Raw genomic sequence first — 11,832 nt, forward strand, 5'->3', positions numbered from 1 at the left:
CGGCTATCGATAAACAAGGAGTGTCAATCATGCCAGTAACACGTATTGAAAAAGACAGTATGGGTGAAATTGCTGTAGAAGCAGATAAGTTGTGGGGAGCACAAACCCAACGTTCTCTACAACATTTTAGTATTGGTCATGATTTAATCCCCCGAGAAATGATCACAGCCTATGCCATTTTGAAAAAAGCTGCCGCACTAGCGAATCATGCCAGTGCTCGTTTGGATGCCAAACAAAAACAGTTAATTGTACAGGTCTGCGATGAAATTTTGTCAGGCCAACATCACGATATGTTCCCATTACATGTGTGGATGACTGGGAGTGGCACCCAATTTAATATGAATGTTAATGAAGTGATTGCCAATCGTTGCAGTCAGATTGCAGGCACCCCGCTAGGCAGTAAAACGCCGGTGCATCCGAATGATCATGTGAATATGGCCCAATCGTCCAATGATTCTTTTCCTTCGGCAATGTACATTGCTTCCGCAGTACAAATGAAACAACGCTTAATTCCTGCATTAGAGGCATTATCGAAAGCGATGCAGGTTAAGGCTAAAGACTGGAAAGACATTGTCAAAATTGGACGCACCCATATGCAAGATGCAACCCCCTTGACCCTTGGACAGGAGTGGTCTGGCTATGTAGGCATGCTTAACGATAATCTGCACCATCTCGAGTCTGCCCTAACCCATGTGTATCATTTGGCCTTAGGTGGAACAGCAGTGGGTACGGGATTAAACTCTGCTCCAGATTTCGCAGAAAAAGCGGCAGAAGCCATTGCAAAACTCACGGGGTTACCTTTTATAAGTGCCCCCAATAAGTTCACCGTCCAAGGTGCACATGATGCGCTGGTACAATTATCAGGCACCTTACGTACTCTTGCTGTTTCTTTATATAAAATCGCCAATGACATTCGCATTCTGTCTTGTGGCCCACGTGCTGGACTAGCGGAACTTAAGATCCCTGCCAATGAGCCGGGGTCCTCCATCATGCCCGGCAAAGTCAATCCCACCCAATGTGAGGCACTGACCATGATTTGTGTTCAGGTGATGGCAAATGATGTGGCAGTTGGTTTTGGAGGGGCCGGAGGATATCTGGAAATGAACGTCTACAAGCCACTCATCATTTACAATCTCATGCAATCAATTACCTTACTCTCAGATGGGATGACCAATTTTCGCCAATTCTTAATCGAGGGTACCGAACCCAATTTGAATCAAATTCAAACGTTTGTTGATCGTTCTCTGATGCTGGTCACCGCGTTGTCGCCAGTGATTGGCTATGATAAGGCCTCGGCCATCGCCCATTATGCAATGGACCATGATCTTTCTTTGAAAGAAGCTGCATTGCAATTAAAGTATATTAGCGAGGCAGAATTTGATCGTATTGTTGATCCGAAAAAAATGGTAGAACCCTATGTCTCAAAAAAATGATCTTTCAGCAAGCACGGAATCACTCACTCTTGCAAAACAAGCGGAGATCATTTTGGCTTTCGCCAAGGTGCTTTTTGTTAATGGACAAACAACCACGCAAGTGATTCGTGAAGTAAAAAAAATAGCGCATGTGTTGCATCTGAATGCCTTACTTGGAACACGATGGGGCGAATTATGGTTGCATGTGACGGAACCCAGCGGAGCCCGATTTGAGTGTGTTGTCGTCACAGAACCAGCCAGTGTTCATATGGGGAAGGTTATTGCCGCGCGACAAACCTTAGATGCCTTTTATCAGGGAGCGATCCCCTTAGAACACGCTTATGAAGCGCTTTTAGGAATTAATCGTCAACCGCCCTCTAAAACGTGGTTATTTACGTTAGCTGCAGCCATGGGGGCAGTAGCATTGGGTGTGATTTTTGGCTTAGATGAATGGTCAGCTGCTTGTTTGATCTTCTTAAGTGCTGCTTTAGGTGCAGTAACACGACGTTATTTGGTAACGATCACGCCCAATTTGTTTGTTCAACCGCTAGTAGCCGCCGGCATTGCTGGGATAGTCGGAGCGATTGCGGTCGATTATCATTTAAGCTCTTCATTGCGTCTCGTCGCCTTATGCCCTTGCATGGTATTAGTCCCAGGCCCACACTTTCTCAATAGCGCTTTAGATTTTATTCATAGCCGTTTGCACCTGGGAATCGCGCGTTTGACTTTAGCTGGATTAATTTGTGTGAGCATTTCTCTGGGGGTATTACTGGGAACAACGTTGCTGGGAGCAAGTTTACCTGTTGAGCCTATTACGCACCAGATAGTCCCTCTTTGGCAAGATATGATCGCTGCTGGAATTGCTATCATCGCCTACAGCATCTTTTTCTCTACACCGCTAAAATTAATTGTCTGGCCAATGATAGTTGGCGTACTGGCGCATATGTTGCGCTGGCAGGCTTTAGTTAGTTTTGGTGCCAGTATTGCGACAGCCTCTTTCTTGGCTTGTTTTTTAGTAGGTATCGTGCTGACCTTGGTCGCTTATAAACAGCGGATGCCTTTCGCTGCGTTGGCCTTTGCGGCCGTTGTTTCTATGATCCCAGGGGTCTATTTATTCCGCATGGCCAGTGGGATGGTTGCATTAACGAATAGCCAGCACATTACTTTTACCTTACTCAGTCAAACAATTTATGATGGCTTAAATGCAGTAGTGATTACCCTTGCTATCAGCATAGGACTGCTTGGTCCCAAAGTGATATTGGATAAAATGGCAACAAAATACCCCAAGCTCATACCTTCCTCCCCAAGTTAATGACCTATGAAGATAAGTCCCCCCGCTCCAGCGGGCGTTGTTACAAAATACCGTATACAGGGGCTTAACTGAGAAAGGGCCCCCTAGAGTTCAAGCGAATTGCTCATTTGCTCACGATTGATTCCTGTACAATTTTATTTTTGCTAGATGGCTGCAGTAGCAGTGCCCCAAAATCCTTCATGTACTTTAATCGCCTCTTGCTCAAAATAAGGCCCATTTACCCGCACTATTCTTTTTCCGTGCTTCAATAGCTGATTACTAGGAATCACCAATCCGCCATGAGCAAGCGCCTCTAGTGCTTCAGCGGAGCACCCATAAACCACGCGAGATACTCCTGCCCAATAGATGGCTCCAGAACACATGGCACAAGGCTCTGTGCTCGTGTACAGAATTGAGTGCGCGAGAATTTTTTTGGGAAATTTTTTGGAAGCTGCTCTTAATAGCATCATCTCGGCATGTGCTGTCAGGTCATGAGATGATGTAACTAAGTTTTCTGCCGTCAAAATGATTTGCCCTCGATACACTAATAGGGCACCAAATGGGTGATTTCCTTTATGACGAGCCAATCGTGCAAGTTGAAACGTTTTTTCCAAAAATAATTTATGTGACTCAGGCTGCTCGGCTGCAAAACCCGGTAATGATAATCCAACCAATACCAGAGCTGTAAGATAAGTCAACCCAATTATTTTCCTGGTGTGTTTGTATCGACGCATGATCATGGCTCCTATTGTGTGAACAATAAAAGCCATCACCAAAAATCTGCTAAGGACAGGGACGGCCAGGATGACTTAAAAGAGTACCGAACCCTTACGATTTTCTTAATATGAATTAAATCAATTTGAATTCAGTATGTCAAACAAGATCACTAAGGACAGGGAAAAGCCCTCGCAGCCCTTGGCCCGCAAGAAACTAGATACTCAATTAAAACGCTAAAATTCCTGGATAACCAATTTCGACTCCATATTCCGAATTTTTTCATAATCTAATAAAATTAACTCTCGCTCACCAGCCAACCCAATAATTCCAAGACTGGTTAGATAGTCTACTGTTTGGGGAACAAGGTCACCATTTTTAAACCAAACATGCTGATTAAAAAATGTGGGCAATTTAGAAATGGCAGCAAGGGCTTCGACATTGAATATTCGCCCTTGAGCGGGAGATTTCAAAAAAACAGGCATAACCGTTTTTTTGAATATCATTTTTTTGGTTACCACATCACCTTCGGTATAGATCTCAACTAATTTATCTGCTTGACTACTGCCCGTAGCCTCTCGAGCGAAGCCGACCACTGGGCCGCCACACATTCTGGTTCCTGTTTCTATGAGACGAGGTCCGTCCTTAGTGAGCATTATTTCATTATGCGCCGCGCCCCAGCGAATTCCCAGAGCATCTAATGCTTGTTGAGTATAAGCAAATAATTCACCATACATTTCTTCACTGTAAGGTACAAACTCAACATAGTCGTAAACCGTTTTGCGATGATTAAACAAGGTCTTATTGTATTTAATTAAATGGGCTAAATAATGTTTTCCATGGGCACTCACGGTACCTACTGCAAATTCGATCCCTATAGCCTGCTCCTGCACAACAACGGATTCATTCATTGTTCCAGTTAGTTTAGATGGTTCAGATAAAACGCAGTTAAATGCCTTTTTCCAATCACCTCGTGCTGGAATGTGAAAAACCTTATCGCTGCCAGCAGAAGCTGGCGGTTTAATTATCAGCGGCGACTGAATCAATCCGTTTGCTTTAATCCAGGTTTCCGCTTCATACTCCGATGAGGTATTGAGAGTCTTGAGGGCAGGAACCCCCGCTTCCTGCAACGCTTTTTGCATGAGAGCCTTGTGTAATCTGTGCGCTGATTTGTTGGGATCATTGGCGAACTGAGGGGTTAACGCGCTAGCCAAAGCCTCCGCAAGGGGAACTCCCTCCTCAGCACCAGGAATAATGGCCAGTGGGTTGTACTTTCTAAGCACCTCGACCAAATTAGGTTGTTCTGGAATGATTTCGATAAAATCGGTGGTTCGAATTTTTGTACCAAATCCATCCCAATCTACTGGTTTATGCATGATTGCAAGAGCAGGTATCCCACGCGCTTTAAAAGCTGGAGCCAACTCTATTCCTGATGAGAGGGGATCGACAATGACGACAGGCCTATTCATGAACGATGCTCCGTACCCAATCCAATAAGGACTCCATTTCATCGAGCGGCGCGCAAGAATGGATGTAGGAATCAGGTCTTACTAAAATTGCAAGGTTTTTATAGTACATGTTATGTGTCCAAAAATGGTTATGACAAGGTTGCAGATAAATTGGGATGACGTTGACAAACTCAGGCACGTTGAGAGCCAATTCATAGGAACCAAAAATGAGTAAGGTTAATTTCCTATAGTCCAAAAGAGAGTAAAGTCGTGTTTTGACGAGGCCCTGAAACATTTCAAAATCAAAGAGTCGAGAACCACGAAGTTCCAGCCCCCCATAACGAATCCCCATGCCCGTAATATTTCCAGCATGTTTTTGTACAATCGTGACATAGTCTTTGGCGTGGGTCCCATTAGGTGAATACTTAGTCGAACGGACTAGTTCTCCAGAAGTCTTGATCACATCGCAAGCAACGGGTTTGCGCTCGTCTTCATAACTGAGTAACAGTTCTTTGGGGGCACCGAAACGCATGACTAGGTTCAACTTCCACATGAGATTAAAGGCATCTGCAAGACCAGTATTAAGCCCTTGCCCGCCGTTTACTGAATGAATATGACATGCATCACCGGCAAGAAAAATACGATCCTGCACGAAGAAATTTTCGGCGACAGACTCCTTAACGGAAAATTGTGAAAACCAAACAACCTCCTTAAAATATAAGGCATGAGGCTGCATTGCTTGATTAATTTTGTCGATGGCTTCATTTAAGGTAAAGTCTTTCGTATCCATTCTGACGTAAAACCTGTCGATTTTCCCCTCCCTTGGTATCCACGCCACGTCAGAGGTTTCGGCCTGAAATACGATGATTTCAGGAACTTTTGGAAAATCTGTGGCGATAATGCCATCAATTACGGCCCATACCATTTGTGGGCAGATGATCTCAAAAGGTATTGCAAAGTGATTGCGGACAAACGAATGGGCGCCATCTGCACCAATGACGTAGCGTGACTGAATACGCGCTCCATCAGCAAGGGTGGTGAGACATCCCGTCTGATTAAGCTCAATATTGACGAGGGTTGTTGCGCGTTTTACTGCGGCAGCAATCTCTTGAAGTTTCCTATCTAACAGTTGTTCTACATAAGACTGCCCCAGCATCAAGAAGTGTTGATGCAGACACCCTTCCAGTTCCTCCCACCATGACGATTGCCGGGAAATGAACTTTCCGCCTGCCCACACCGAGCTGGTGTTGCAGGTCTTTCCTAAGGGATAGAGTTCATCAAATAAATCGACCACTTCCAGAAGCTGTAACGTGCGTGCATTAAGTGCATCCGCTTGACCGACTTCTAAAGGACCCTCGGATTTATCAATAATTATCGTATGGAGACCACAAAGTTGTCCCAGGTAGGCGCACATAAGCCCTACCGGACCAGCCCCCACAATCACAACATCTGCAACCTGGGCACTCATTCGTAAGACTCCAGACCCGGGTTATCAAAGGGAGGATTGCTCAACACATGGACGCGTTGAATATGGCGAGGGGACTTTGAGACAAATCCTTCTCTACCATGTAATAGCGAAAAATTATCTGCAATGACGATGTCTCCAGTTTGCCACTCGTGGGCATAGAAATTATCGGGTGAATAAAGTACTGTTTTTATACTTCGATGGAAGCTCTCTAACTCTTCCTGGTTAATACCAGTAAATTGGAGATCAGGTGGATTTACAAAATGACCTTTATCTGCAGAGTGAGGTTCATTGTAGCGAATAACGAAGTAATCCTTTTGAGGATGTTTGGTGATAATTGGCGATACCGTCTTACTGTTATAAAACGCCATTGTTCGTTGATAGATGCCCGTCACTTTCCTCCAAAATTTTTTGACTTCAGGAGACGCAAACTTTAAAGCTAAAATGGTGTTTGAAAAGGTTGTCCTTCCCCCTTGTCCAGGCAAAGGCGCTTTGACACAATGAAAAATCTGATATTCCGGGACTTGGGGTCGATACATGCCATCCCAATGGAGCGGCATATAACTGTGATCAAAAATATGATCTTCCGGCTCTTCGTGCTCAATTAACTCAAGTACCTTGCCAAATGGCCAAAGACTCACTTCGCCCCAAAATTCACAATAGCTGGAAAAATCCTCGCCATTTTGAAATGTCTCAAACCCTCTTAAGACAACGAGTTGATTCTCCCTAAATAAATGACGTAAGTTCTCTATATCCAACTCGTTCACTTTCGTCTTTTCACTTACAGATTCCAGGAGCACACCAAAGGGTCTTAGAGGAGTCGCTTTATAATTCATATTACACCTCGGCCATTAATTGATAATGACTGTGCCGTCCATCAGCAGAATAAATCAATTTTGCCCCTAAAGCCTCGGCTTCGGAGCGCTTCAGCAAGACATACCCTTTCTTGCTCTCAACCGCAACACCATGCCACGGGGTCATCCAGTTTTCATTTCCTATTAAGCGAATTCCTAATTTTTTTGAGCCACATGATTGCGGATGAATAGACAATCGAACTGCCTCAGGAAAATGCTCGCAGATTAGGTTACTCCAAGCATTACTTCTTCTGATGACCTCATAGGCTTTAGAGCGAGACTCTTTTTGGATGGCCGAGCGACTTTTTATTCGCCCCTTATGCATGGCGTCTTCAAATAAAAAACGGGTGATCCCACTGTACATACGATTTGCTTCTTGCTCATCTGGGCTTGCTGACGATTTAGCGCCATTGCGAATCTTGAGCTTAAGTGCGTCTAAGGACTGTCCATAGCGTTTGATCAGTTCCTCACGCATTTGCACAAAATGAAGATTCTTATAAAAGTCATCCAGATTTAAAATTGACAGGTCTGAAAGGCACATTTCCTTTATTAGTCTATCCAGTTCAACTTGGTAGGCAGTCACGTTACTTTCTTTCATTCCAATCACATCACTAAAAACCCTTCCATCGGAACACAAAATAATTTTAATCCCTGGGATATAAAAGTTTTTTATTCGCTGACAGAGTGTGCCCAAAAAATTAAGCGAAAGTCGTTCAGCATAATCTGGCAGGGGACCCAGAACTTTTTCAGGATTCGGAGACTTGCCTGGAAAAGCCGGTAATATAAAGGTAACGGGTTTATTTTTTTCAACTGCGGCAATGATTTTGGGCAAATGCGGCGAAGCACACTTTTGACAATCCCTAGGGCATAAGCGAATCATATCTGGGACACGACGATAACTCATGAGTTCGGCTAATATTCTTTGGGCAATTCCTTCAGCGCAAAGACGCTCTGTAATTAAAGTAAATGCTGTATTGTTCATTTTCCTTCTCTCATCAAATGATTTTGTTGACTAAATTGCTTGGAAAATAAAATTTTTGCCAAACTGGATATTTGTCACTCCTGCAAAGGCAGGAATCGACACATGAATGTGGCATGGCGCCTGATTGATCGATGTAATTCCGCTTTCGCGGGAATGACAGACACTTTTTCAACAAAGCCCCTCACATAGAGAGTACTGATCCTCAACAAATAATTAAAATGATTTATTTTAATGGTTGTGATAAATTTTATTTATGGCAGGTGTTCCCTAGATAATTCATGTCTTTATTATTGGATGATATAAAATATTTTATCGCGGCTAGTGATACCCTCAATGTGACCAGAGCTTCCGAAATTATCGGGATATCACAACCCGCACTTAGTTATTCCATAAAGAGACTAGAAAATAAACTGGGTGGATTGCTCTTTATAAGGCTTAAAAATGGGATTCAGCTAACGAAACTTGGGGAGGAGTTTAAGCAACGTGCTCATCGACTCGTCTATGAATGGGAGCAGGTTCAAAACATCGCTAATCCTGAATCCGGGCTTGTCCAAGGGAATTATACCATTGCCCTTCACCCTTCGGTTGCTCTTTACGCGCTCCAGTACTTTATGCCAAAACTTCAAATTGAATTTCCAAGGCTCGGCTTTAATTTTATTCATGGCCATTCAAGAGAGATGACCGAAAAAGTAATCAGTTGGGAAGCCGATTTTGGTATTGTTGTTAACCCCATACAACATCCTGATCTGGTCATCATCAAGCTGTCCACGGATGAAGTCTCAGTCTTTTATGCCAAGAATGCTCAAAATAAACTTATTTATGATAGAAAGCTTGCTCAATCTCAATACATCCTTAAAAAAATTAACAAAGAGATCATTTTTAATGGGGTAATTAATTCGACTAATCTTGAGGTCGTAGCCAAACTCACCGCTTTAGGTCTTGGATATGGTATTCTTCCTTCAAGGGTTACCCATCAATACCAACATCTTAAAAAATTAAATGATGCACCTGTATTTAATGATGAGATTTGTTTGGTCTATAGACCTGAAAAACATAATAATCCTGTAAGTAAAAAAATCATTCGGATTATTAGATCATCGATAAGCGACAATAACCTTCTAATTTAAAATTCATCCAACTTTCTAGCTGTCTCCTATAAAAGGACATAGGTAGAGAATGGTGGTCAACACTCTATTTTTTGAGCTCAAAAGTGGTGACTCGAGTATCGCCTGTTGATAATTTTACTTCAACCTTATAAGTACCTGCCGGCCAGTTACCCGCAGCATCATTAAACTTAAACGCTTTAGCAATATTGCCACCGATACTGGCAACATTTTCACCATTCTCGTGAATGTTTTTTGATGGGTTGATTAAAAATACCTGTACCTTAAGTCCAGCTTTTGCATGCATAATCTGCACCGTAACGTATATCGATTGAGTGGGTGGGATAGTCGCTTTGCTTTGGCTCACATAACCGTCGCTATTCCCTACATCACTAATCAAAATACCTGCAATACGCGGTGCTCCAATCTCCGGTTTAGTGCCCCCCCGATCATCTTCGGCAATCGCCTGATTCATGATCAATAAAAGTACTATAGATAACAACAGGCTTATAACAGAATTTACCGCAATGCGTATGGATTTAGCACGATCCTGAACTGTATCTTTCATCATGACTCTTCCTGAGTAGTACTTTAAACTAGCATAGTCCGTCGTTGCTCATTTAGCCAATATTGGTCATTGCTGCGGGGCACGAATTGACTCACGCATGGGGCATAGTGCCCATCGGGTGGATACCCACATTCGCGCGAATAACCTACAAGGATTCTGTAAAGCCCCTCAAATGGAGAGTAACGACCTGCAACAAATAATTAAAATGCGATCAATTTTATTTATGATTAATGTTCAATTGATGATTCATCTCTGCGCCCATTAAATATGTTTTGGTCACATTTCGAATGATAAATGCTGGAGTTTTTGGCATTACAAAATCCATTTAATTTGCTTTGTAATCCTTATTGATTGAATGCATTATGAATGTGCATTCAACGACCATAAAACAATCTTTGAAAAACTAAGAATGAAGCTTTGCTTAGGTATGCTCATTAAACTTGGTTTAGATCAAAACTGATTTTTAAGCCCTATACTTTATTTAAGTGGTTCAAAAAATAATGCAATTTCAGCAGTACTCATTAGTGGTTTATTGAGTTTATTAAAACTTACTCTATTATAAAAATAACAGCTTATTTAGATTTTCTTTTATGCACTGACGTTCTGGAGCTTGTCTAAAGAATTTAGAGCTTATTCAGAATGCCCCATCAAAATTGGAGAATAAGCATGGATGCACCTAAATTTTGTACGCATTGCGGAAATAACCTCATATCCGATGCTCAGTTCTGTAGTCATTGCGGGGCAAAAATTGAAACAGACTCCTTTGCCCAGATCCAAAAAACATATCCCCCCCAAGGAAATGATCAAAAATCCCCCACTGTTGTTCTTATCTTCGGATTATTTTTAGGGGTTTTAGGGATTCACCGAATTTATGTAGGGAAAATAGGTACCGGTTTATTAATGCTTCTTACCGGAGGGGGATTTGGTATTTGGTATTTAGTCGATTTAATCCTATTAGTGACGAACAAGTTTGAAGATAAAAACGGCAACTTGATTCAACTGACCCAAAATCCATCCCCATTTAAAAAAGTAATGTTGGTGATTGGAGCCGTTTTTGCCTGGTTGTTACTCTATGTGGGAACGATATTTATGATCATATTCTTCCTGATAAGCGGCTTGACTTACCCCATTAATCAACAACTCAGTGCATTAAAATCTGGAGACCTTGAAAAAGCATACTCCTATACTTCAAAAGATTTCCAGAAAGCGACTTCTCTTGCTGATTTTAAAAAATTTATAAATCAGTATCCTTCATTAAAAAATAATGCGAGTGCTTTTTTTAACGAGCGAATCATTAAAAATAATATAGGCATTGTGAAAGGAACCCTGACTGCAAAAGATGGTGCAAAAACACCGATTGAATATCGCTTAATATGGGAAGATGGAACATGGAAGATTTTAAATATTAAGCTAAGTTCTACGGGAGCAGGAATAAATGTAGCTCTTAACTCCTTCGCTTTATTAAACAATCGGACACCGCAGGAATCTGCATGGATTAATTTTGAGAATAAAGGGAATAAATACGCTCTTAAATATCCTAGTACCTGGGAATATATTAAAGCAGGGAAAGGAACAGTCGTCTTTAGAGGTAAAAAGGATACTGATTCTTATCATACAACGATTACTATCCAAACTCTTTTGACCAAAAAAAATAAAGGGAAATACTCAACCGTTCAAGAACTCAAAGATGATTTAAAATCACAAATTTTTGCGAATACCACCGAGCCTAAATTATTAGCTCAAGGAGAGATGGAGCTGCCTCAAAATCCCAAGAGATTTCATGGAGAATATTTAATATTCACTTATAAATATAAAAATAAAGAATACAAGCAAATGTATGTGATCATTTTAAGGGACGATGAATTAGCTTTTTATACTTGGAGCTATGCATCCTTGATAAAACAATATGATGCAGATCTTCCTGTTGCTAAGGGCATGTATGAATCATGGACTATTTACTAAATCACAGTCTATATGTTTTACCATGCATTTGAT

10 protein-coding genes are annotated in these 11,832 nt (G+C 41.9%); 4 read left to right on the top strand and 6 right to left on the bottom strand.

Annotation, left to right across the window (positions count from 1 at the left end; genetic code table 11):
* Positions 1–29 precede the first annotated feature (29 nt).
* Together fumC and EL022_RS01835 are read left to right on the top strand one after the other, a co-directional pair.
* Positions 30–1,433, top strand: a complete 1,404-nt coding sequence (gene fumC, locus EL022_RS01830) for a class II fumarate hydratase (protein WP_028381699.1) — start codon at positions 30–32, stop codon at positions 1,431–1,433.
* On the top strand, positions 1,417–2,724 hold the full coding sequence (locus EL022_RS01835; protein ID WP_028381698.1) for a threonine/serine exporter family protein: 1,308 nt from the start codon (positions 1,417–1,419) through the stop codon (positions 2,722–2,724). The genes fumC and EL022_RS01835 overlap by 17 nt, the downstream gene beginning before the upstream one ends.
* A gap of 143 nt (positions 2,725–2,867) precedes the next feature.
* On the opposite strand, the gene EL022_RS01840 is transcribed toward EL022_RS01835, so the two are convergent.
* From EL022_RS01840 to EL022_RS01860, 5 genes are all read right to left on the bottom strand, one after another.
* Complete coding sequence (locus EL022_RS01840) at positions 2,868–3,437, bottom strand: nucleoside deaminase (protein ID WP_081776900.1); 570 nt, start codon at positions 3,435–3,437, stop codon at positions 2,868–2,870.
* A 216-nt stretch (positions 3,438–3,653) separates the two neighbouring features.
* Positions 3,654–4,886, bottom strand: coding sequence for an ATP-grasp domain-containing protein (locus tag EL022_RS01845; protein ID WP_028381696.1), 1,233 nt, complete (start codon positions 4,884–4,886; stop codon positions 3,654–3,656).
* A complete protein-coding gene (locus tag EL022_RS01850; RefSeq protein WP_028381695.1) occupies positions 4,879–6,333 on the bottom strand; it encodes an FAD-binding protein in 1,455 nt (484 codons plus the stop codon). The genes EL022_RS01845 and EL022_RS01850 overlap by 8 nt, the downstream gene beginning before the upstream one ends.
* Positions 6,330–7,166 carry a TauD/TfdA dioxygenase family protein gene (locus EL022_RS01855; RefSeq protein WP_028381694.1) on the bottom strand — a complete coding sequence of 279 codons (837 nt, stop codon included), beginning with the start codon at positions 7,164–7,166 and terminating at the stop codon, positions 6,330–6,332. The genes EL022_RS01850 and EL022_RS01855 overlap by 4 nt, the downstream gene beginning before the upstream one ends.
* Position 7,167: 1 nt before the next feature.
* The gene (locus EL022_RS01860) at positions 7,168–8,166 is read right to left on the bottom strand and encodes an L-tyrosine/L-tryptophan isonitrile synthase family protein (protein WP_028381693.1); all 999 of its coding nucleotides are present in this window, start codon (positions 8,164–8,166) and stop codon (positions 7,168–7,170) included.
* Between the two features lie 278 nt (positions 8,167–8,444).
* On the opposite strand from EL022_RS01860, the gene EL022_RS01865 reads away from it, so the two are divergent.
* A complete protein-coding gene (locus EL022_RS01865) occupies positions 8,445–9,293 on the top strand; it encodes a LysR family transcriptional regulator (protein ID WP_028381692.1) in 849 nt (282 codons plus the stop codon).
* A gap of 64 nt (positions 9,294–9,357) precedes the next feature.
* Here EL022_RS01865 and EL022_RS01870 read toward each other — a convergent pair whose 3' ends face one another.
* The gene (locus tag EL022_RS01870) at positions 9,358–9,840 is read right to left on the bottom strand and encodes an ABC transporter permease (RefSeq protein ID WP_126325058.1); all 483 of its coding nucleotides are present in this window, start codon (positions 9,838–9,840) and stop codon (positions 9,358–9,360) included.
* A 663-nt stretch (positions 9,841–10,503) separates the two neighbouring features.
* Here EL022_RS01870 and EL022_RS01875 point away from each other — a divergent pair.
* A complete protein-coding gene (locus tag EL022_RS01875; RefSeq protein WP_028381690.1) occupies positions 10,504–11,799 on the top strand; it encodes a DUF4864 domain-containing protein in 1,296 nt (431 codons plus the stop codon).
* Positions 11,800–11,832 lie beyond the last annotated feature (33 nt).

This window comes from Legionella cherrii (genome assembly GCF_900635815.1).
Lineage (GTDB): Bacteria > Pseudomonadota > Gammaproteobacteria > Legionellales > Legionellaceae > Legionella > Legionella cherrii.

Coding starts and splice junctions, on each gene's coding strand:
- fumC (WP_028381699.1), top strand. CDS start 30: ATGCCAGTAACACGTATTGAAAAAGACAGTATGGGTGAAATTGCTGTA.
- EL022_RS01865 (WP_028381692.1), top strand. CDS start 8,445: ATGTCTTTATTATTGGATGATATAAAATATTTTATCGCGGCTAGTGAT.
- EL022_RS01850 (WP_028381695.1), bottom strand. CDS start 6,333: ATGAGTGCCCAGGTTGCAGATGTTGTGATTGTGGGGGCTGGTCCGGTA.
- EL022_RS01840 (WP_081776900.1), bottom strand. CDS start 3,437: ATGCGTCGATACAAACACACCAGGAAAATAATTGGGTTGACTTATCTT.
- EL022_RS01845 (WP_028381696.1), bottom strand. CDS start 4,886: ATGAATAGGCCTGTCGTCATTGTCGATCCCCTCTCATCAGGAATAGAG.
- EL022_RS01875 (WP_028381690.1), top strand. CDS start 10,504: ATGGATGCACCTAAATTTTGTACGCATTGCGGAAATAACCTCATATCC.
- EL022_RS01860 (WP_028381693.1), bottom strand. CDS start 8,166: ATGAACAATACAGCATTTACTTTAATTACAGAGCGTCTTTGCGCTGAA.
- EL022_RS01870 (WP_126325058.1), bottom strand. CDS start 9,840: ATGATGAAAGATACAGTTCAGGATCGTGCTAAATCCATACGCATTGCG.
- EL022_RS01855 (WP_028381694.1), bottom strand. CDS start 7,166: ATGAATTATAAAGCGACTCCTCTAAGACCCTTTGGTGTGCTCCTGGAA.
- EL022_RS01835 (WP_028381698.1), top strand. CDS start 1,417: ATGTCTCAAAAAAATGATCTTTCAGCAAGCACGGAATCACTCACTCTT.